The organism is Georgenia faecalis, assembly GCF_003710105.1.
Lineage (GTDB): Bacteria > Actinomycetota > Actinomycetes > Actinomycetales > Actinomycetaceae > Georgenia_A > Georgenia_A faecalis.
Genome location: NZ_CP033325.1, coordinates 332,502 through 353,230, shown reverse-complemented (window position 1 = coordinate 353,230; position 20,729 = coordinate 332,502). Strand labels below are relative to the sequence as shown.

At 73.2% G+C, this 20,729-nt stretch carries 15 protein-coding genes and 1 riboswitch; of the genes, 9 read left to right on the top strand and 6 right to left on the bottom strand.

The annotated features are described in order from the left end of the window. Positions 1-62 precede the first annotated feature (62 nt). The gene (locus tag EBO36_RS01480; RefSeq protein WP_241237034.1) at positions 63-1,181 is read right to left on the bottom strand and encodes an ABC transporter permease; all 1,119 of its coding nucleotides are present in this window, start codon (positions 1,179-1,181) and stop codon (positions 63-65) included. Further along, positions 1,178-2,698 carry a sugar ABC transporter ATP-binding protein gene (locus EBO36_RS01475; protein ID WP_122823062.1) on the bottom strand — a complete coding sequence of 507 codons (1,521 nt, stop codon included), beginning with the start codon at positions 2,696-2,698 and terminating at the stop codon, positions 1,178-1,180. The genes EBO36_RS01480 and EBO36_RS01475 overlap by 4 nt, the downstream gene beginning before the upstream one ends. A gap of 111 nt (positions 2,699-2,809) precedes the next feature. Here EBO36_RS01475 and EBO36_RS01470 point away from each other — a divergent pair, with 111 nt between their 5' ends. After that, positions 2,810-3,997 carry an ROK family transcriptional regulator gene (locus tag EBO36_RS01470; protein ID WP_187695831.1) on the top strand — a complete coding sequence of 396 codons (1,188 nt, stop codon included), beginning with the start codon at positions 2,810-2,812 and terminating at the stop codon, positions 3,995-3,997. Between the two features lie 297 nt (positions 3,998-4,294). On the opposite strand, the gene EBO36_RS01465 is transcribed toward EBO36_RS01470, so the two are convergent. Further along, on the bottom strand, positions 4,295-8,059 hold the full coding sequence (locus EBO36_RS01465; RefSeq protein WP_244925331.1) for a PQQ-dependent sugar dehydrogenase: 3,765 nt from the start codon (positions 8,057-8,059) through the stop codon (positions 4,295-4,297). A 499-nt stretch (positions 8,060-8,558) separates the two neighbouring features. Continuing rightward, positions 8,559-9,296: a type 1 glutamine amidotransferase gene (locus EBO36_RS01460; protein ID WP_122823059.1), complete on the bottom strand. Its 738-nt coding sequence runs from the start codon at positions 9,294-9,296 to the stop codon at positions 8,559-8,561. Between the two features lie 219 nt (positions 9,297-9,515). On the opposite strand from EBO36_RS01460, the gene EBO36_RS15390 reads away from it, so the two are divergent. From EBO36_RS15390 to EBO36_RS01410, 8 genes are all read left to right on the top strand, one after another. Further along, positions 9,516-11,576, top strand: coding sequence for a TPM domain-containing protein (locus EBO36_RS15390; RefSeq protein WP_187695830.1), 2,061 nt, complete (start codon positions 9,516-9,518; stop codon positions 11,574-11,576). 92 nt (positions 11,577-11,668) lie between these two features. Then, positions 11,669-12,463, top strand: a complete 795-nt coding sequence (locus EBO36_RS01450) for a PspA/IM30 family protein (protein WP_122823057.1) — start codon at positions 11,669-11,671, stop codon at positions 12,461-12,463. Between the two features lie 405 nt (positions 12,464-12,868). After that, entirely contained in the window at positions 12,869-13,438 is a 570-nt protein-coding gene (locus EBO36_RS01445) for an NYN domain-containing protein (protein WP_122823056.1), read from the top strand. Positions 13,439-13,444: 6 nt separating this feature from the next. Beyond that, positions 13,445-15,037, top strand: a complete 1,593-nt coding sequence (locus EBO36_RS01440; RefSeq protein ID WP_122823055.1) for an amidohydrolase — start codon at positions 13,445-13,447, stop codon at positions 15,035-15,037. Positions 15,038-15,091: 54 nt separating this feature from the next. After that, a complete protein-coding gene (locus tag EBO36_RS01435) occupies positions 15,092-15,808 on the top strand; it encodes a response regulator transcription factor (RefSeq protein WP_122823054.1) in 717 nt (238 codons plus the stop codon). After that, positions 15,808-17,292 carry a sensor histidine kinase gene (locus EBO36_RS01430; protein WP_122823053.1) on the top strand — a complete coding sequence of 495 codons (1,485 nt, stop codon included), beginning with the start codon at positions 15,808-15,810 and terminating at the stop codon, positions 17,290-17,292. Before EBO36_RS01435 ends, EBO36_RS01430 begins: the two co-directional genes overlap by 1 nt. A 49-nt stretch (positions 17,293-17,341) precedes the next feature. After that, on the top strand, positions 17,342-18,541 hold the full coding sequence (locus EBO36_RS15940; RefSeq protein ID WP_164471272.1) for a hypothetical protein: 1,200 nt from the start codon (positions 17,342-17,344) through the stop codon (positions 18,539-18,541). A 54-nt stretch (positions 18,542-18,595) separates the two neighbouring features. After that, the gene (locus EBO36_RS01410; protein WP_122823050.1) at positions 18,596-18,886 is read left to right on the top strand and encodes a WXG100 family type VII secretion target; all 291 of its coding nucleotides are present in this window, start codon (positions 18,596-18,598) and stop codon (positions 18,884-18,886) included. Between the two features lie 21 nt (positions 18,887-18,907). Here the strand turns inward: EBO36_RS01410 and EBO36_RS01405 are convergent, their stop codons facing one another. Beyond that, the gene (locus tag EBO36_RS01405) at positions 18,908-19,795 is read right to left on the bottom strand and encodes a DUF4031 domain-containing protein (RefSeq protein ID WP_122823049.1); all 888 of its coding nucleotides are present in this window, start codon (positions 19,793-19,795) and stop codon (positions 18,908-18,910) included. Positions 19,796-19,895: 100 nt separating this feature from the next. Continuing rightward, positions 19,896-20,390: a methyltransferase family protein gene (locus EBO36_RS01400; protein WP_122823048.1), complete on the bottom strand. Its 495-nt coding sequence runs from the start codon at positions 20,388-20,390 to the stop codon at positions 19,896-19,898. A 199-nt stretch (positions 20,391-20,589) separates the two neighbouring features. Beyond that, positions 20,590-20,708: riboswitch (TPP riboswitch) on the top strand. Positions 20,709-20,729 lie beyond the last annotated feature (21 nt).

Here is a 20,729-nt window from a genome sequence, read left to right as displayed (position 1 = left end):
TGCGGTCTAGGGGTGGTGCCGTCTACCGGGCGTCCGACGTCGGCGCCGGACGCCCGGGACGGCTAACTGCTTCGGGCGCGCGAGGCGAAGCGCTGCTGCAGGAGCACCGCGGCCACGAGGATGACGCCCTTGGTGATCGCCTGCGCCGAGGTGGAGAGGTTGTTGAGGACGAAGATGTTGGTGAGCGTCTGAAAGATGAGAACACCGAAGACGGTGCCGAGGATGGTGCCCCGGCCGCCGATGAGGAGCGTCCCGCCCACGACGACCGCCGCGATCGCGTCGAGCTCGTAGAGCGTGCCGTTGGTCGAGGATCCGGAACGCGTGCGGGCCATCATCGTCACGGCCGCGATGCCGACCGTGAGGCCGGCGAGCGTGAAGAGGTACATCATGTGGCGCTTGACCTTGATGCCGGCCAGGCGGGCGGCCTCGGGGTTGCCGCCGACGGCGATGGTGCGGCGGCCGAACGTCGTCCGGTTGAGCAGCACCCAGCCGGCGATGGCCACGATGATGAACATCCAGACGGTGACGGGCAGGCCGAGGATGTCGGCGCGGAACGTGTCGAGGAACGGCTGGACGGTGACGAGCTGGGTCTGCCGGTTCGAGATGATCTCCGCGAGGCCGCGCGCGCCGATGAGCATGGCGAGGGTCGCGATGAAGGAGACCACGCGGCCGTAGGCGACGATCGCGCCGTTGATGAGGCCGGCGACGGCGCCGACCGCCATCGCGGTGAAGACCATGATGATCCAGTGCGTGTCCGCGGCCATGGTCTGGGTGGCCAAGGTGGTCGCCCACACCGTTGCCAGGCCGAGGACGGAGCCGACCGAGAGGTCGATCCCACCGCCGGTGATGACGAAGGTCATCCCGATGCTGATGATGCCCAGCGTCGCGGCAGAGGCGAGGATCGTCGTGATGTTGTCCGTGCTGAGGAACCGGTCCCCCGCCGTGACGAAGCCGACGATGCACAGGAGCACGAGCGCGATGACGAGCCCGGCGTTGCGCGCCACTCCCGTGCCGCCGCCGAGCCGCCGGAGGGCGGACGGCGCGGACGCGCTCTTCTTCCCCGACCCCTCGTTGTCGGGTCCACGGGTGTGCGAACCGGGCATGACGTCCCGGTTGGTGGGCGGCAGCGCGGGGTCGGCCGGCCCCGCGGCAGCGGTGCCGCCCACGGTGTTCTCACTCATGCGAGGGTTCCTTCCATGACGAGGTCGAGCACGCCGTGCTCGTCGATCTGCTGGGCGGGTCCGCGGTGGACCACGCGTCCTTCGGCGATGACGAGGACCTCGTCGGACAGCCCGAGGACCTCCTCGATCTCGCTGGACACGACGACGATGGCCGCCCCCTGGGCGGCGAGCTGCCGGATGAGGGCGTAGATCTCGGCCCGGGCCCCGACGTCCACACCGCGGGTGGGCTCGTCGAGGAGGAGGACCGAGCAGCCATGGACGAGCCAGCGGGCGAGCATCGCCTTCTGCTGGTTGCCGCCGGACAGCGTGCGCACCTGGCGCTCGCTGTTGGCGGGGACGAGGTGCAGGGCGGCGATCTGCTCGTCGGCGGCCTGCCGCTCCGCGCGCTCCTGGAGGAAGCCGGACCGCGCGAACCGCGCGAAGGTCGACAGCGTGATGTTGCGGTAGACGGGCTCCTCCAGGAGCAGTCCCTGGCTCTTGCGCTCCTCGGGGGCGAGCCCGATACCGGCGCCGACGGCCGCAGGGACCGAGCCGGGGCGCAGGTGCTTGCCCTGGACCCGGACCGTGCCGGCGCTCGCCTTGCGGGCGCCGTAGACGGTCTCGAGGATCTCCGAGCGCCCGGCGCCGACGAGGCCGGCGAGGCCGACCACCTCGCCCGGACGCACGACGAAGGAGACGTCGGAGAAGACACCGGCGAGGGAGAGGTTCTCGACCTCGAGCACCGGCTCGGCGTCCTGGATGGGCGCGCGCTCGCCCCCGAGGCCGGTGTCCACCGCACGGCCGGTCATGAGGCGGATGAGCTCGCTGGTGGGGGTGTCGGCCACCGGCAGCCCCGAGGCGACGGTGCGCCCGTCCTTGAGGACGGTGATCCGGTCGCCGATCTCGCGGATCTCCTCGAGGCGGTGGGAGATGTAGACGATGGCCACGCCCTCGGCGGTGAGCGCGCGGACCACCCGGAAGAGGTTGGCGACCTCCTCGGAGTCGAGGACGGCGGAGGGCTCGTCCATGACGATGACCTTGGCGTCGTGGGACAGCGCGCGCGCCATGCTCACCACCTGCTTGCCGGCGGCGGAGAGCCGGCCCACCTCGCGGCTGGGCGAGATCTCGGGGTGACCGAGCCGGCCGAGGATCTCCCGCGTCCGGCGGTGCGCCTCGCGGCGCTGGAGCAGCCCGCCGGTGGCGAGCTCGTGGCCCAGGTAGACGTTCTCCGCGACGCTGAGCCCGTCGACGACGTCGAGCTCCTGGTACATCGTCGCGACGCCGATCTTGAGCGCGGCGACCGGGTTCGCGATCGTCACGGCGGTGCCGTCCCACAGGATCTCGCCCTCGTCGGGCTGGTGGGCACCGGCGAGAACCTTGATCAGGGTGGACTTGCCCGCGCCGTTCTGCCCGAGGAGGCAGTGCACCTCTCCGGCGCGCACATCGAGGTCCACGCCGTCGAGCGCCCGCGCTCCGGGGAACACCTTGACGATCTGTTTCATCTGGAGCAGCACCGCTCCAGGGTCTCCATCAACCATGACGCCATCAAACCACCTTTTGTCGACTTTCGGCAAGAAGTATGTCGAAGATCGATACGATGGTCCTGATCGGCCTCAACCGGCGCAGAGAGACCTGGAATGAGGCGTTTAATGTGCCCCGTGGGAGTGACAACGTCTCTGCGAGAGCGTGCCGGGGCAGGCGAGGTGCTGCAGCTGCTGCGGGACGGCCTGCCGCGCACCAAGTCCGACATCGCCGCACACACCGGCCAGGCCCGCTCCACCATCACCGTTCGGCTGGAGCAGCTGCTCGCCACGGACCTCGTCTCCCCCGGCGGCTCCGCGCTGTCCACGGGCGGGCGCCCCCCGGCGACCTTCGTGTTCAACCCCTCCGCCAAGGTGGTGCTCGCCGTCGACCTCGGCGCCGTCCACGCGCGCATGGCGGTCACCGATCTCTCCGGGACGGTGCTCGCGGAGAGCGATGAGCCCCTCGTCATCGCCGACGGCCCCGACGTCGTCCTCCCCGCCGTCGTGGCGTGGGGCCGCGCCCTGCTCGCCGAGACGGGCCGCCAGATCGAGGACCTCGCGGGCGTCGGCGTCGGCGTGCCCGGCCCGGTCGAGCACCGGACCGGGCGGCCCGTGAACCCGCCGATCATGCCGGGGTGGGACGGCTACGACGTCCCCGGCCACCTAGGGTGTGCCCTCGACGCCCCCGTCCTCGTCGACAACGACGTCAACCTCATGGCACTCGGCGAACGCGCCGCGGTCTGGCCGGAGGAGATGGACCTCCTCTTCGTCAAGGTCGCCACGGGGATCGGGTCCGGGATCATCAGCGACGGCGCCCTGCGCCGCGGGTCCCGCGGCGCCGCCGGCGACCTCGGTCACATCGCCGTGCGCGAAGGCCCCCGCCTGCCCTGCCGGTGCGGCAACATCGGCTGCCTCGAGGCGGTCGCCAGCGGCAGCGCCGTTGCGGCGGCCCTTCAGGTGCACGGCGTCGAGGCCCACTCGACGCGCGACGTCGTCGACCTCGTGCGCACCGGCGACCTCCAGGCCACTCGGGCGGTGCGCCAGGCCGGCCGCGACATCGGTGGCGTGCTCGCGGGGTGCGTCAACCTCCTCAACCCCTCGATCATCGTCGTCGGCGGCATGCTCGCCGACGCCGGCGAGCAGCTCATCGCCGGCATCCGTGAGGTCGTCTACCAGGACTCCCTGCCCCTGGCGACGCAGCACCTCAAGATCGTCGACTCCCGCACCGCCGGCCGCGCCGCCGTGCTGGGTGCGAGCACCATGGCCATCGAGCACGTCCTGTCCCCGGACGCCGTCGAGGCCATGCTCGCCTGAGCATGGCCCGGGGCGGGGAGCCGCTCCCTCCGGCGCAGCTGGGAGAGACAGGCCTCGAGCACGCCCCCGTCGGAGCGGAGACCACCCCTCCGTCAGGGTGGCGCCGCACCGTCGGCCGCGCCGGCCCCACCGAGCCACGTCTCGGCACGCGGCGCTGGCTCAACGACGCACGCCCGGAGGACTCCGGTCGACAGGGGACCCACGCCGTGGACGGCACTCCCAGCGGCCGTACGGCGCGGACGAGAAAGGGCCCCTGGTCCGGCCGGAGCCGGACCAGGGGCCCTCGTGTCATGCCCGTCAGCTACCGAGCGTCACCCGACGCATCCGCAGCGTGAGGCCGCCGGCCACCGCCAGGAGCAGGGCCCCGGCGAGGAGACCGAGCTCCACACCGGTGTCGGGCAGCGTGCCGCCGGGGCGACCGGACCCACCCGCAGGCGGGGTGTCGTCACGCTCGTCCACGTCACCGCGGCCGTCGTCCGGGCCACCAGGCGCACCGGGCTCACCAGGCGTACCAGGCTCGCCGGGCTCACCAGGCGCACCCGGCTGACCGGGCTCGCCAGGCGTACCGGGCTGGCCGGGCTCGCCAGGCGTACCGGGCTCGCCAGGCGTACTAGGCTCGCCGGGCTCACCAGGCGTACCGGGCTGGCCGGGCTCGCCAGGCGTACCGGGCTCGCCAGGCGTACCAGGCTCGCCGGGCTCACCAGGCGTACCGGGCTCGCCGGCCTCCAGGCCGGTGAGGTACTCGAAGCCGGTCGTCACGAACTCCTCGCCGTTGGCGGCGCGGTCGAGCTCGAGGACGTAGTACGCGATCTCGGCGTGCTCCTGCGCCGCGGCCAGGATGCCCTGCAGGTCGACATCACCCTCACCGAGGTTGGTGAAGACGGGGTTGCCCTCACCACCGAGGTTCGTGGCGTCCTTGACGTGGAGCAGCTCGATCCGGTCCCCGTACTCCTCGATCAGAGCGGGCACGTCGACACCGGCGTCCGCGGCCCAGGCCACGTCCAGCTGGAAGGTCACGAACTCCGGGTCGGTCTCCTCGACGAGGATCTCCCACGCCGACAGCCGCTCACTGCCGTGCTCACCCATGTGGTCGTACATGGTGGTGAACTCGACGGCGTGGTTGTGGCCGAAGAACTTCTCGAACCCGGCCTCCACCGAAGCCTGACCGAGGCGGTTCATCGCCGCCGCGGTCGCGAGGGTGTCCTCGTAGGAGCCGATGCCCGGGGAGGCGAACCCACCCGAACCGACGTACTCCTGGCCGAGGGTCTCCACGAACGCGAGCGTCTCGTCGAAGGTCGCCTCGTCGGTGTTGTAGTGCGACGACGGGACGCGCAGGCCCAGATCGTCGGTCATCGCCCGGAACTCCTCCGCGGTGTAACCCGTGAAGTTGCTGCCGAAGGGCTCGACGTTCTCGAACCCGATCTCCGCCAGGCGTGCGAACACATCCGGCAGGCCGGCCTCCCCCACCCAGTTGATGAGGGAGAACATCCCGATGGAGACCTGCTCCACCGGGACGTGGATCGGCTCGCTGGGCACGGTGACGTCGGTGGCGCTGAACGTGAGGGCGTCGACCTCAAGGCCTCCGGTCGAGGTCACGTAGACCGTCCCGGAGCCCTCTGGGACGGAGCTGAACGCAGCCTCGACGTCCTGCCAGCCGTCACCCGCACCGAAGACAGCCTCGGCGAAAGGCTCGGCCGCGGGGTCGTCCCAGCGGAGCGAGAGGGTTCCCTCGCCGCTGGCGCGAGCCGTGACGGTGTTGACCGCCTCGTCCGTGGCAGCGTCGTGGAAGCTCATCGGCGTGAAGGCGAACCAGTCGCCGGCGTCGAACGAGGCCACCTTGCCCTGAGCCTGGGCCGACTCGTCGGCCACGACCTCGATGCCCTCGGCGCTGTCGAACCACTCCGCCTGCTGCTCGGCGGGCTTGAGGATGAGCGTGGCCTCGCCGGTCGTGGCGGGGACGTCGCCCTGCGGCTCGTCGGCGTAGGTCACCACGAGCGTGCCGTAGAGCTTCTCGCCCTCGCCGTGCTCCTGGGCGCTCTCGTTGGTCTGGATGGTGAACTCGCAGCCACGCCCGGAGACCTCCGGGTGCGCGTGCTCGTTGTGGCCCAGGCCGAAGGTCCAGTTGATGCGGTTGCAGACCGGCTCGTTGCCGTCCTCCGCGTCGGCCACCGAGACGGTGACGGGGATGGCGTCGCCCCAGCTGAAGAAGGCGCCGTTCGGCACGTCCACGCTGATCTCGGGGGCGGTGTTGCCGACCGTGACCCGGACGGTGGCGAGGCCGAACTTCCCGGCAGCGTCGGTCACCCGGAGGGTGACGTTGTACTGGCCGAGCGCGTCGTAGGTGTAGGACGCGGTGGCCCCACCCGCGACGAACTCACCGGTGCCCTCGAAGTCCCACTCGTAGGTGAGGGCCTCGCCCTCCGGGTCGCGGGAGGCGGAGGCGTCGAACTCGACCTCGAGCGGCGCGTCGCTGCTCGAGATGGGGTTCGCGGTGACGTACCCCTGCGGGGTCTTGTTCCCCTCGGCGTAGTCCACGCGGTAGAGCCCGGCGTCCGGGTTCTGCCGGAAGAAGCCGTCGCCGTACTCGAGGACGTAGAGCGAGCCGTCCGGCCCGAACTCCATGTCCATGACGTTGTCCCAGATGGGCTGGGAGACCGTCTCGAGGTGCTCGTTCGGCAGGAAGTTCTCGACCTCGGTGACGACGCCGTCCGAGCTCAGCTCGTCGAGCGAGATCGCGGCGACGTAGTCCATGGAGAACTCGGCGAAGAACGCCTTGCCGTCCCAGTGCTCGGGGAACTGCGCCTCGGAGTCGTTCTCGGCGTCGTAACGGAAGATCGGGCCACCCATCGGCGCCTGGCCGCGGGAGGTGCTGAACTCGATGAACTCGTCGTGCGGCTGCTCGCCGACCGCGTCGCCGTAGTAGACCTGCGGCTCGGTGACCGGCGGGAGCTGGTCGAGGCCGGTGTTCCACGTGGAGTTGTTGACCGGGCCGGCGGCGCAGTCGAAGAACTCGCCGGCGGTGCCGTTGGCGAAGTCCCACTCGTTGTAGGCGCCACCGTCGTTCGGCCCGTGGCAGAACGGCCACCCGCCGTTCATCGGCTCGGTGGTCAGCTGCCACTCGACGTAGCCCATGGGGCCGCGCTGGGGGTCAGCCGCACCGGCGTCGGGGCCGTAGTCGCCCCACACCAGCGCGCCGCTCTCGACGTCATAGTCGATGCGGAACGGGTTGCGCAGGCCCATGGCGTAGACCTCTTCGCGGACGAGCTCGGGGTCGTACTCGTCGGAGTCGAAGAGGTTGCCGGCGGGGATCGTGTACGTGCTCCCGGGGCCGGGCTCGGCGTCGGGCGCGATCTCGTCGAGGACGTTGATCCGGAGGATCTTTCCGCGCAGGTCGTTGGTGTTACCGGCGCCACGACGCGAGTCGAGGCCGGGGTTCATCCCGGGCGCGTTGTTGTTCGGCGCGTAGCCGTTGGCACCGGGGGTTCCCGCCGGGGTGTTGTCACCGGAGGAGAGGTAGAGGTTGCCGTCGCCGTCGAAGGCCATGTCGGCACCGACGTGGCAGCACTGGCCGCGCTGGGCGTCGACCTTGATGATCTGCTGCTCGGACGCCAGGTCGAGGGTGCTCGTCTCGTCGTCCCACTGGAAACGGGAGAGGACGTTGTACCCCAGCCACTGGTTCCAGTAGGTCGCGGGGTCGGCACCCTCGGGGAGCCGCTCCGGGGCAGCGCCTGCCGGCGTCGTCTCGGGGTAGGCCACGCCGGTGGGCGAGGTTCCGGACATGACGCGGGGGGCGTAGACCAGGTAGACCCAGCCATTCTCCTCGAAGTCCGGGTCGAGCGCGACGCCCTGGAGCCCGTCCTCGGAGTTGGCGTAGACGTCGAGCTGTGCCACCTGGCTCGTCTGGCCGGTGGTCGGGTCCGTCAGCCGGACGATGCCGTTGCGCGCGGTGTGCAGGACGGTGGAGTCCGGCATGACCGCGAGGTCGATCGGCTCACCGGTGTTCTTGGTGAGCAGGATCTTCTCGTAGTTGTTCCAGTCGGTTGCCGCCTCGGCAGCCGACACATCAGCCTGCGGCGCCGCCTGGGCGGGTTCCGCGGCGTGACCGGGGTGTGCATACGCCCCACTCATCGTCATCGGCAGCACCAGCGCGGCAGACAGCACTGCCGCCGCACCCCGGGTCGACCATCGGCCGACCCCTGAACGTCTGACCACAATTCCTCCTTGACATGTTCGCGCGATCCGACGCTCGTCCTCCACGACGACGCCATCGGCCACGATGGGGCGAGCACCTCGCCTACACCGGTCCGCTCCGAACGGGTTCTGGACACTCGCCTGCGAGTGCCCGGGTAGTACCAGAGCCGACGACGGTGCCTTGCGTCACGATCGTCGACACCTGACCATAAGCAGGGCTTCTATCGGAGGTCAAACAAAAGTCGCACCACAATGAAAAGAAGTAGCGATAGGTCGAGCGTGTCCGGCCCATGGAACGACAGCGGCCGCGATACGTATGGCGGCCGCGGCTCGGCCAGCCCTCGGGGTGCCATGACCTGCCGCGGCGCCCTCAGGCCCGCACGACGGCGGCGAACGCCTGCGCGACGGCGCGGCCGACCGCCACCACATGCCCGTCGCTCGCTCGCGCCGCAGCAACGAGAGCGTCAGCGTCGTCGCCGTCTCGTTCTCGCAGCCAGGCCTCGAGCAGGTCCGGCGAGGCCTCCGGGTGGAACTGCACCCCGAGGGCCGAGCCCAGGCGGAACGCCTGGAACGGGTACGTCTCGGCGTAGGCGAGCCACGTCGCCCCCGGCGGCAGCGTGACGACGGCATCGGCGTGCATCGATGGCTGGAGCACGGCGACGGCGGTCCCGCCCCCCTCGGCGCCGGCGCGCACGGCCGCGCCCAGCACGGGATCAGCGGCGGCCTCGTCCCGCCACGTCACGCGGATGACGCCGGCCTCCTCCCCCGGCGGCGGCGCGACCTCGACGAGGCCTCCGGTCGCTGCGGCGAGGAGCTGGTGCCCGAGGCAGATGCCCAGGACGGGGACGTCGCGCTCCACGGCGTCGGCCATGAGCCGGCGGGTCGCGGGCAACCACGGGGCGACGGCGTCGTCGTAGGCGCTCATGCGCCCTCCGAGGACGAGCACGCCCGCGCCCGCCTCCTCGATGCTGGGGACGGCCGCGCCGGTCCACGCCTCCACGACGCGCAGGTCCACGCCGTCGAGCCAGTTCTCGAAGCGGCCCAGCGGCACGTCGGGGCCGTGCTGGATGACCGTGAGGGTCGGGCGATCGTCGGTCGCGCTGCTCATGTCCGCACCGTAGTAAAGGGAGTCGGCGGAGGGAAAGCGATCGTCCACAGGTGTAGAAGCCTGAGGTCCCTCGCGTGCGCCTGGGCCGGCGACCGGCGCCGCGGCGAGGCCCTGCGGCCGACCACCCCGTTCCCGGCTGCGCACCGAGCCGTCCCCGACGTCCGTCCGCTATCCCGGCGCGTGATTGCGCCCGAGCCCCGCGGAGACGAAGATCGCAGGGTGAGCCTCGCAACCGCGCGCCGACGCGCGCTCGTCCTCCTCCTGCCTCTGGTCGCCTGCCTGGCGGTGGTGCTCGGGGGGCTCGCGACGCCCGCGGCCGCCGCGCCGCCGGTCGCGCTCCAGGACGACATCACCGACGAGGTGGGCGTCCTCGACGCCGACGCCACCGAGGTGCAGGCCGCCATCGACGAGCTCGCCGAGGACGCCAACCTGCAGCTCTTCGTCGTCTACGTCGACACGTTCAACGGCCTGTCCCAGGAGGCGTGGGCGGAGCAGACGTACCAGGCCTCCAACATGGGCGGCAACGACGTGCTCCTCGCAGTCGCCGTGGAGGACCGGAACTACTACCTGGGCGGGGACACTGCCGTCGTGTCGCAAGCCGCCGCGAACCAGGTGGCCGCCAGCTGGACCGAACCCGAGCTACGGGGCGACAACTGGGCCGGCGCTGCGATCGCCACCGCCGAGGGCCTGGCGGAGGTCGACGCGCAGGGCGGAGGCGCCACCACCGGCGGGGGCGGGGGCGGCTCGGGCTTCATGGGGTTCTTCCTCTTCATCCTCGCGGGCCTGCTCGTCATCGGCCTCATCGCGTTCGTTGCGGCCAGCCGCAAGAGCAAGCGGGTCATCGCCGAGCGCCAGGCCGAGGAGCCCGTCAACCAGCTCCCGCCGAACCACCCGCTCAACCTCCCCACCGAGGAGCTCAACAAGCGGGCGGGCTCCGCGCTCGTCGCGGTCGACGACGCCCTGCGCAGCTCCGAGACCGAGCTCGGGTTCGCCAAGGCGCAGTTCGGCCTCCAGGCCACCGACGCGTTCACCGCGGCGCTCGAGACCGCCAAGGCCAAGGCGTCGCGGGCCTTCACCGTGCGGCAGCTCCTCGACGACGACCAGCCCGAGACCGAGCCCCAGGCCCGCCAGATGATGGCGGAGATCCTCACCCTCTGCGACGAGGTCGCCGCCGAGCTCAACCAGCACGCCACCCACTTCTCCCAGCTGCGCGACATGCAGTCCCGCGCGCCCGAGGTCCTCGCCGAGATGGAGCAGCGCGCGGATGAGGTCGCCCAGCGCATCGACGGCGCCCGGGCGGCGGTCAACGCCCTCGCCCGCCGGTACCCGCCGGAGACCCTCACCTCGATCTCCCGCAACCCGGACCAGGCGGTCGCGCTGCTCGGGGCAGCCCGCGAGACCGTGGCCGAGGGTCGCGACAAGCTCGCCGCTAACGACCGGGCGGGCGCCGTCACCATGGCCCAGACGGCCGAGGAGGCCATCGCCCAGGCGGTCCTCCTGCTCCAGGCGGTCGAGCGCGCCGGGGACGACCTCGCCGAGGCGGGCACGCGCCTCGACGAGGCGCTCGCCTCCATCAGCGCCGACCTCCAGGACGTCGAGCGGCTCTCGCCGAGCGACCCCAACGTCCGGGCGCGGGCCATCGAGGCACGCGCCGCCTTCGACCAGGGCCAGCAGGCCCGCCGCGGCGGCGACCCCCTCGCCGCGCTGGCCCAGCTCGGGGCGGCCGAGCACGCGCTCGACGTCGCGCTCGCGCCGGCGCGCGACGCCGACGAGCGGGAACGGCGTGACCGCGTCCAGCTCAAGCAGCGCATGGCGACGCTCAGCGCCCGGATCCGCGCGGTGTCCGACTTCATCGACACCCGCCGGGGCGCCGTCGGCACGGAGGCCCGCACGCGGCTCTCCGAGGCCTCGCGCCTGGCCCAGGAGGCGCACGCCCTCGCGGTGTCCGACCCCAGCGCCGCCCTCGACCTCGTCGACCAGGCCGAGCACCTCGCCCAGGCGGCCCAGCAGCTCGCCGAGCGTGACGCCAACTCCTTCCAGGACCCGTTCGGTGGAGGGGGCTTCGGCGGAGGGGGCTTCGGCGGCGGCTATGGCGGCCGCCGCGGCGGCGTCGACCTCGGCTCCCTCGTCCTCGGCGGCATCCTCCTCGGCGGCGGCGGCGGCGGCGGCTTCGGCGGTGGCTGGGGCGGCGGTGGCGGCGGTGGCGGCTTCGGCGGCGGAGGTGGCGGCTTCGGCGGCGGCGGCGGCGGCGGCTTCGGCGGCGGCGGCGGCAACTTCTGAGCCGAGCCCCCGCCGTCGGCCCCCGCTCGCGGGCCCGCCCGACCAGCACCAAGGTGTGACCCAGACCGAGACCCCGACACGAAGGACGAACCATGACGGAGAAGCAGAGCATCCTTGGCCGCATCGCCCAGCTCACCCGGGCGAACCTCAATGCGCTCATCGACCGCGCCGAGGACCCGCAGAAGATGCTCGACCAGCTCGTGCGCGACTTCACGAACTCGATCGTCGAGGCGGAGGACGCCGTCGCCGTGACGATCGGCAACCTGCGCCTCGCCGAGCAGGACTACGCCGAGGACGTCCGCGACGCGCGTGACTGGGGGCAGAAGGCGATCGCCGCCTCGCAGACCGCGGAGCAGGCGCGCACCCAGGGCGACGACACCAAGGCGGCCCGGTTCGACAACCTCGCCAAGATCGCCATCGGCAAGCAGATCGACCACGAGGGCCAGGCCCGGTCCGCCGAGCCGATGATCACCTCGCAGCGCCAGGTCGTCGAGCAGCTCAAGACCGGGCTCACGCAGATGCGCACCAAGCTGGACGACCTCAAGTCCCGTCGTGACCAGCTCGTCGCCCGCTCGAAGACCGCGGAGGCCCAGTCCAAGGTCCAGGGCGCGATCTCCTCGATCAACGTCCTCGACCCGACCACCGAGATCTCGCGCTTCGAGGAGCAGGTGCGCCGCGAGGAGGCGCGCGTCGCCGGCCAGGCCGAGATCCAGGCGACGTCGCTCGAGGCGCAGTTCGCCGAGCTCGAGGACTACAGCAAGAACGCCGAGGTCGAGGCGCGTCTCGCCGCACTCAAGAGCGGCGGCGACGCGCCGAAGCACCTCGAGGCCGGTGGCCTGTCCACCGAGCCGGGCCAGGAGCAGCAGCAGGGCCAGTCGATCTACTGAGCCGGCCGATCTACTGAGCCGGCCGATCTGCTGAGCCGGCCGATCTGCTGAGCCGGAGATCAGCTGATCCTCCGCGCCCTCCAGCACGCGGCCCGCGCCGCGCGCTGGAGGGCGTTGCTGGACCCCCAGGCCCCCACGCCCCCACGCCCCGTGATCTTGCAGAAACGCCGGCCGTCCCCGCCCGCCCGAGGGACCGCTGCACCGTCAACGGGTGACATCACTGTGCCTAGAGCGCGGCGATCTCACCCATTGGCCCCGGATCGGGGCCCGCACCTGGCGTCTCTGCATGAGCACGACGTGGGCTGGCCGGCCAGGGGGCCCGCACCCAGCGTTTCTGCATGATCACCACGTGGGCTGGCCGGGGCGCCGCATGAACCGCTCCCCGGTGGCCCTAGTCTTGGCCTCATGTTGGAACAGCCCCAGCGCAGCACCTATCTCCTCATCGACGGCGAGAACATCGACGCCACGCTCGGGATGAGCGTGCTCGGCCGTCGGCCGGCGCCCGAGGAGCGCCCGCGCTGGGACCGCATCCTCAGCTTCGCCCAGACGCTCTGGGACCAGCCCGCTCGCGGCCTGTTCTTCCTCAACGCGTCGTCGGGCCAGATGCCGATGTCCTTCGTCCAGGCGCTCCTCGCCATGGACTTCCAGCCGATCCCCCTGTCGGGGAGCGCGGCGGAGAAGGTCGTCGACATCGGTATCCAGCGGACCCTCGAGGCGATCCGCGACCGCGACGGCGACGTCCTCCTCGTCAGCCACGACGGCGACTTCCTTCCCCAGGTGGAGCAGCTGCTCGACGACGGGCGCCGTGTCGGCATCCTCGGCTTCCGCGAGTTCGTCAACTCCCACCTCACCGAGCTCACCTCGCGTGGTCTGCGGATCTTCGACCTCGAGGACGACATCAACGCCTTCCAGAGCGTGCTGCCGCGCGTGCGGATCATCCCCCTCGCCAGCTTCGACCCCACGCGCTACCTGTAGGCACGAATGGCGGCGACCCTCCTCCTGCGCCGCGCCCGGCTGGTCCCGGTGGCACCGCGCGTCGGTGCCGCCTACGCCTGGCGTGCCCGCACCCGCGTCCCCCGTCGCGGCACGACGCCGCAGCCCGGCCCGACGGCGCAACCCGGCCCGGTCGACCTCCGCATCGTCGGCGGCGTCGTCACCGACGTCGCCCCGCGCCTGGACCGGCTGCCCGGGGAGGACGTCCTCGACGTCGACGGGCGCTGGGCGCTGCCGGGCCTGTGGGACCAGCACGTCCACCTCACCCAGTGGGCGTCGTCGACCTCCCGGCTCGACGTCTCCCGCGCCGAGTCCGCGGCGCAGGCCGCCGACCTCGTGGCCGCGCACGTCGCGGCGCACCCGCCGGCCCCGGGCGACGTCGTCGAGGGCTTCGGCTTCCGCGACGCGCTCTGGCCGGACGTCCCCACCCGGACGATGCTCGACGCCGCCGGCCGGGGCGCCGCCGTCGTCCTCGTCTCCGGCGACTGCCACTCAGGCTGGGTGAGCACGGCGGCCGCGCGGGCGCTGGCGGTCCCGGCCGGTGACGACCTCGTCCGCGAGCACCCGTGGTTCGACGCCGTGGCGCGCCTCGCCTCCCTCGTCCGCACCCCCGACGTCGGGCGCGCCCTCGCGCAGGCCGCCGCGCGCGGCGTCGTCGGGATCGTCGACCTCGAGTGGGCGCCGAACCACCGCGTGTGGCCGGAACGCATGGCCGCCGGCCTCGACACGCTGCGGGTGCGCGCCGGGGTCTACCCCGAGCACCTCGACGACGTCCTGCTCGCGGGCCTGCGCACCGGTTCCGTGCTCGACGACGGTCGCGGCCTCCTCACGCTCGGACCGCTGAAGATCATCTCCGACGGGTCGCTCAACACGCGCACCGCCGCGTGCCACGACCCCTACGGCGCCCCGGGCGAGGTCCCCGACCCGGCCCTCGCCCTCGCCACGCACGGCGAGCAGACCGTCCCGGCCGCCGAGCTCACCGCGCTCCTCGGCCGCGCCACCGCCGGCGGGCTGCACGCGGCCATCCACGCCATCGGCGACCGCGCCAACACCACCGCCCTCGACGTCTTCGCCGCCACCGGGGCGCGCGGGAGCATCGAGCACGCCCAGCTCCTCCGGAGCGAGGACATCCGGCGGTTCGCCGACCTGGGCGTCGTCGCGAGCGTCCAGCCGGCGCACCTGCTCGACGACCGCGACGTCGCCGAGGCCCTGTGGCCGGGGCGCACCGGCCGCGCGTACCCGTTGCGCGACCTCCTCGACGCGGGGGCGTTCCTCGCCCTCGGCTCCGACGCGCCGGTCGCCCTGCTCGACCCGTGGCTGGCGATGTCGGCCGCCGTCCACCGCAGCGCGGACGAGCGCCCGCCCTGGCACGACGAGCAGGCGGTGAGCCCCGCCGAGGCGCTCGCCGCGAGCACCGACGGCTGGGGCACCCTCGCCCCCGGGCACCCCGGCGACCTCGCCGTGGTCGACGTCGACCCGCTCGCCCCGGACGCGACCACGGCGCAGGCCGGTGCCCGGCTGCGGACCATGCCGGTCGCCGCCACGGTCGTCGCGGGGCGCCTCGTCCACCGGGCTCTCTGAGCGGTCCCATCCCACTTCCAGGAAACTTTCAGACGAGGCGCGCACACTGGTCGCATGAACGAGGGACGCGCCCGGCTCCTCGTCGTCGACGACGAGCCCAACATCCGTGAGCTCCTGTCGACGAGCCTGCGCTTCGCGGGCTTCGACGTCGAGGTCGCCGCCGACGGCGCCAGCGCCCTGCGCGCCGCCCTGGACAACCCGCCCGACCTCGTCATCCTCGACGTGATGCTCCCCGACATGGACGGGTTCACCGTCACCCGGCGCCTGCGGGAGAAGGGGGAGCACACCCCGGTGCTGTTCCTCACCGCGCGCGACGACATGGCGGACAAGGTCACCGGCCTCACCGTGGGCGGCGACGACTACGTCACCAAGCCGTTCAGCCTGGAGGAGGTCGTCGCCCGGATCCGCGCGATCCTGCGGCGCACCTCGGCGCAGGACGACTCGGACGCCGTCCTGCGCTACGCCGACCTCGAGCTCGACGAGGACACCCACGAGGTCCGCCGCGCCGGCCGCCCCGTCGACCTGTCGCCGACGGAGTACAAGCTCCTGCGCTACCTCATGATCAACGCCGGCCGGGTCCTGTCCAAGGCCCAGATCCTCGACCACGTCTGGGACTACGACTGGGGCGGCGACGGCGCCATCGTCGAGTCCTACATCTCCTACCTGCGCCGCAAGATCGACCAGCGGGGCGCCGACGGCGAGAAACCCGTCCCGCTCATCCACACCAAGCGCGGCGTGGGGTACATGCTTCGCCTGCCCCCGGGCTCCTGATGCGGGAGCGCTGGCGCGCGGACTGGCGCGGGGTCCCGCTGCGGACCAGGCTCGTCGCCCTCACCGCCGCCCTCCTCCTCGTCGGCCTGGCCGCGGCCGGCGCGATCACCGTGACGGTGCTGCGGTCCGTCCTCCTCGCGCAGATCGACGAGCGTCTCGCCACGAGCGCCGCCGGGCTCGACGCCCGTACCCTGCAGGGCCTCGCCGCCGGGGCGGGTGACGCCGTCGGCGTCCCCAGCGACTACTACGTGCGCATCTCCCTCGACGCCGGCCAGCAGCTCGAGCTCGTCAGCGAGTCCACCACCGCCCGGTTCGGCACGCCGGAGGTGGTCACCCCACCGCCGTCCGCGCTCGCGCACGGGTCGACGGAACCGGTGACCGTGCGCGCGGACGTGCGCGGGTCCCTCTGGCGGGCGCAGAGCTTCCGCGCCGTCGCCTTCGACGAGGAGGTCGGCACCGTCACCGTCGCGCTGCCGCTCGCGGCGGTCGACGAGACGATGGACGGGGTCACCCGCTTCATCGTCGGGTCGGGGCTGGCCATCGTGGTGCTCGGCTCGATCGCCGCGTGGGTCGGGGTGCGCGGCGCGCTGCGCCCGCTCGCCGAGATCGAGACGACGGCGGGCGCCATCGCCGCCGGGGACCTCTCCCGGCGGGTGCCGCCGTCCCCGCCCACGACCGAGGTCGGCAGCCTCGCCGCCTCGCTCAACGCCATGCTGGCCCAGATCGAGCGCGCCTTCGCCGCCCAGGCGGCGTCCGAGGGGCGGATGCGCCGCTTCGTCGCCGACGCGAGCCACGAGCTGCGCACCCCGCTCGCGACCGTGCGTGGGTACGGCGAGCTGTACCGCATGGGCGCGATCCCGCCCGACGAGCTGCCCGCCGCGATGGGCCGCATCGAGAGCGAGGCCACGCGGATGGGGGCGCTCGTGGCGGACCTGCTCCAGCTCGCCCGCATGGACGAGGACCGCCCGCTCGAGCGCCGGCCGGTGGACCTGCGCGTCCTCGCGCACGACGCCGTCGCCGACCTGCGGGCCCGGGACGCCTCCCGGACGGCGCGGGTGGTCCCGCTCGAGCCGGGTGCCGTCGACGACGACGCACGCTCCGCCGTCGTCCTCGGGGACGAGAACGCGCTGCGCCAGGTGCTCGCCAACCTCCTCGGCAACGTCGTCCAGCACACGCCGGCGGGGACCCCCGTCGAGCTCGCGCTGGGCGCCGCCCGCGATGCCCACGGCGCCCCCGTCGCCGTCGTCGTCGAGGTGCGCGACCACGGCCCGGGGATCCCGGACGAGCACGCCGAACGGGTCTTCGAGCGGTTCTACCGCCTGGACGACTCGCGTGCTCGCACCTCCGGCGGGACCGGGCTCGGCCTCGCGATCGTCGCGGCGGTCGTCGCCGCGCACGGCGGGACGGTCCGCGTCCTGCCCACGCCCGGGGGCGGGACCACCGTCCACATCGAGCTTCCGCCTGGCGCCGACACGACGCACTGACGGGTCTACGATGGCGCGTCAGTACGTCGAGACCAGGGACCGAGAGAGCATGGGCGTCACCGACGCACCGTCGTGGTTGTTGTCCGCCTTCGTCCGCAGCGCACTCGCCGCCGGGGCGACCGCGCCACGCGCAGAGATCGAGCGATACGGCGAGCGCGTCGCGCAGCGGTGGCAGGAGCCGGAGCGTTCCTTCCACAACGTCCGGCACGTCATCGACGTCCTCGCCCGGGTGGACGAGCTCGCCCAGGAGACCCACGACCCCGACGTCGTCCGCCTCGCCGCCTGGTACCACGGCGCCGTCTTCAGCGCCGCCGCCCAGACGGCCTACGCCGGCCGCGGTGGTGAGGACGAGACCGCCAGCGCCGAGGTCGCCCGCACCGAGCTGAGCGCCCTCGGCGTGCCTGAGCGGGTCGTCGAGCGGGTGTGCGGCCTCATCTGCAACCTCCGGCGGCACGATGCCGACCCCAAGGACATCGACGCCCTCGCCCTGTGCGACGCCGACCTCGCGGTCCTCGCCGCGGAGCCGCAGCGGTACGCCGCCTACCGCAAGGCGGTGCGGCAGGAGTACGCGCACCTGCCGTTGCGGGACTACCTCGAGGCCCGCATCAAGATCATCACCAAGCTCCTCGGCCGTCGCCGGCTCTTCGTGAGCCCGTTCAGCGCCGCCTGGGAGGACCCCGCCCGGGAGAACCTCAGCGCCGAGCTGCAGCGCCTCAAGACCGAGCTCGCCGCCCTGGGTGAGGACACGCGGCCGGTCGCGGCCTCCCTGGTCAGCGTGGCGCCGGCGGAGCCTCGCTCCCCCAGCACGGCCGCGGCGAGCGGGCGACGATGGGAGCCCACGGCGGGGCTGTCCAGCCGGGCCGCGGTCACGCCCGCGCCCGACCGGGTGGCGGGCGGAGGCGCACCCGGCAGCGCCGCGTCGCCGGACACCGCCGGGTCGCCCGAGACCGCAGCGTCTCCCGACGCCGCAGCGTCGCCGGACGCCGCTGCATCGTCGGACGGCGCTGCGTCGTCGGACGCCGCGAGGTCGCCCGACGCCGCCGCAGAGGACGAGGACCGCGGCCCCCGCATGGGGATCGAGCGGGACCCCGACTACGTCCGGGCGCGCCGGGGGCGGGACAAGGAACGGCGCGGCCGCCGCAAGGAGCGCCGCACCGAGGAGCCGGACGAGTCCCCCACACCGGCCCGGGACGACGATCTCTCCACCGGCTCGCTCTTCCGCCCCCCGCCGTCGCTCCCCCGGTCCTAGCGTCTGGCCCATCGCCGCGCCGCCGGGGTGCGGGCACGAGGGGAAGGGTCCGACATGAGCCGATACCAGGTCGACAGCGCGGAGGTGGCGCACTCGGCGGCGTTGGCGCGCCAGAGTGCCGCCCTCATCCACGCCGAGGTGGCGTCGATGATGGCGCAGCTCACCACCCTCCAGGGGACGTGGTCGGGTGCGGCGGCGAGCAGCTTTGCGGCGGTCGCCGAGGACTGGCGCCACACGCAGCAGCTGGTCGAGGCGTCGCTGGCACAGATCACTGAAGCCCTCGATGCGGCGGCCCAGACGTACGCCGACGCCGAGTCCAGCGCGCACGGGCTCTTCGCACGCTGACCGGCCGGGCCGGGCCGGGCGTCAGCGTCCGGTCAGCTCGGCGAGCTCGGCCGCCACATTGGCCCGCGCCTGCTGCTCCCACCGGGCCCGTCCCGGCGCCGTCGCGAACAGCGCCGGACGATCGAGGAGCCGCCTGAGGACGGTCGCCCGGCCGGCGCGGAAGACGTCGTCGGGCAGGTGCCGGTACTCCGCGCGGACCGCGGCGGCGTACCGGCGGTAGACGCCCTCCGGCGCGCCCAGCACGGCGAGGTCGGCGTCGCACAGGGCGGCGCCGGCGTCGTCGCCGGGCTCCGGAGTGTGGGTGGCGGTGAGCCGCACGAGGCGGGCGACCTCCGCCACCTCCGACGACGGCACGCCGGCGGCGGGCAGGAGGTCGGCGGCGAGGCGGGCCGAGGCGTCCTCGTCGGCGGGGGTCGCGCCGTCGTGCACCGCGTCGTGGAACCAGGCGGCGAGGACGACGGCGCGGCTCACCGGTGTGCCCGCCGCGGCGAGCGTGCGGAGCTGGTCGAGCACGGCGCGCAAGTGGGCGACCGAGTGGTACGCGCGGTGCGGCTCCTGCCAGCGGCGCAGGAGCTCGGCGCCGATGTCCGGGCCGCCGGGCAGGGTGGCGTCCCACTCGTCCTGGAGGCGGTCGCGGCGGCGGTCGGCACGGTCCGCGGCCGCGACCCGCAGACCGCTGGCCCGCAGCCGGGTGATGAGGGAGCGGCGGTCGACCGGGAGCGCGCCGGCGGCGACGAGCTCGGCGTGGCGGGCGGCGGGGACGTCGTAGTGGTCGAGGTCGAAGGAGCGCTCCGGCAGCCCGACCGCCCGGGCGAAGGCGTGCAGCTCGGCCTCGCTCGCGTCGGAGACAACGTGCGCCCAGAGCGTGCCGTGCGCCGGCCAGCGCGGCTCGTCGATGAGGATGGCCACGCCCCGAGGTTACGTGCCGGGCGCGGCGCTCGAGCGCGCCGCCCGCCCCCGCCCCCTGTCGTGATCATGCAGAAACGCCGGCCGGGCCCGGCGTCGGCCGCTACGCGGGAGGCGGTCGCCGCCGCGCCCCGACCCCTGGCAGCAGCCGCGGGGTGCGCTCGGCGTAGGCGTCGTAGTCCGGGAACCGCTCCCGCAGCAGCACCTCCTCGTCGCGGACCTTGAGGGTCAGCACGCCGACGAGCGCTCCGGCAGCGACGACGTGACGCCCGAGCCCAGTGGTCGCCGCTCGCCCGACGGCTCCGAGCACGAGGCCGGCGTAGATGGGGTGACGGACGACGCCGTAGACCCCGTCGGTCCGCAGCGTGGCGCCCGGCCGCGGCTGCGGCATCGGGGTCAGCGCCGGACCCAGCCGTCTCGCCCCCAGGCCGCCGACGACGGCGCCCGCCGCGAGGAGGACTCCTCCGGCGACCCGCAGGAGGCCCCGGGGGCGCCGACGCCACCGGTCACGTCGTGGCCGGAGCACGAGCGCGGCGATGAGTGCCATCTGGGCGGCGACCAGCCCGCGGCCGCGGGTCGTGGGGTCGCCCGTGATCATCTCGCCATTCTCGCCCGGCGGTCGGTGCGCCGTGGCGGATCGGCCGCACGGTGACCGATGGGCCGCGCCGTGGCCACCAACGGCGTCAGCCCTGCCCCTGGCACGGATGCCGTTCGCCCGGCACGGGCCCTCGACGACGACGCCGATCCGACGGCCCCCTGGCCTCCCGTTCCACCCGCCAGGAGGCTACGCTCGACCACGACAGCCCCCGGGGAGCGCGCTGGCGCTGAGAGTGCGGATGGACACCCGTCCTACCCGCAGACCCGAGGAACCTGAACTGGTTAGTACCAGCGTAGGGAGTAGGGCATCTGTCGCCGTACACCCCGCATCCGTGCACCC

Excerpts from the sequence above, each read along its gene's own strand:
- EBO36_RS01480 (WP_241237034.1), bottom strand. The coding sequence starts at position 1,181 with ATGAGTGAGAACACCGTGGGCGGCACCGCTGCCGCGGGGCCGGCCGAC.
- EBO36_RS01475 (WP_122823062.1), bottom strand. The coding sequence starts at position 2,698 with ATGGTTGATGGAGACCCTGGAGCGGTGCTGCTCCAGATGAAACAGATC.
- EBO36_RS01470 (WP_187695831.1), top strand. The coding sequence starts at position 2,810 with ATGTGCCCCGTGGGAGTGACAACGTCTCTGCGAGAGCGTGCCGGGGCA.
- EBO36_RS01460 (WP_122823059.1), bottom strand. The coding sequence starts at position 9,296 with ATGAGCAGCGCGACCGACGATCGCCCGACCCTCACGGTCATCCAGCAC.
- EBO36_RS01450 (WP_122823057.1), top strand. The coding sequence starts at position 11,669 with ATGACGGAGAAGCAGAGCATCCTTGGCCGCATCGCCCAGCTCACCCGG.
- EBO36_RS01445 (WP_122823056.1), top strand. The coding sequence starts at position 12,869 with ATGTTGGAACAGCCCCAGCGCAGCACCTATCTCCTCATCGACGGCGAG.
- EBO36_RS01440 (WP_122823055.1), top strand. The coding sequence starts at position 13,445 with ATGGCGGCGACCCTCCTCCTGCGCCGCGCCCGGCTGGTCCCGGTGGCA.
- EBO36_RS01435 (WP_122823054.1), top strand. The coding sequence starts at position 15,092 with ATGAACGAGGGACGCGCCCGGCTCCTCGTCGTCGACGACGAGCCCAAC.
- EBO36_RS01430 (WP_122823053.1), top strand. The coding sequence starts at position 15,808 with ATGCGGGAGCGCTGGCGCGCGGACTGGCGCGGGGTCCCGCTGCGGACC.
- EBO36_RS15940 (WP_164471272.1), top strand. The coding sequence starts at position 17,342 with ATGGGCGTCACCGACGCACCGTCGTGGTTGTTGTCCGCCTTCGTCCGC.
- EBO36_RS01410 (WP_122823050.1), top strand. The coding sequence starts at position 18,596 with ATGAGCCGATACCAGGTCGACAGCGCGGAGGTGGCGCACTCGGCGGCG.
- EBO36_RS01400 (WP_122823048.1), bottom strand. The coding sequence starts at position 20,390 with ATGATCACGGGCGACCCCACGACCCGCGGCCGCGGGCTGGTCGCCGCC.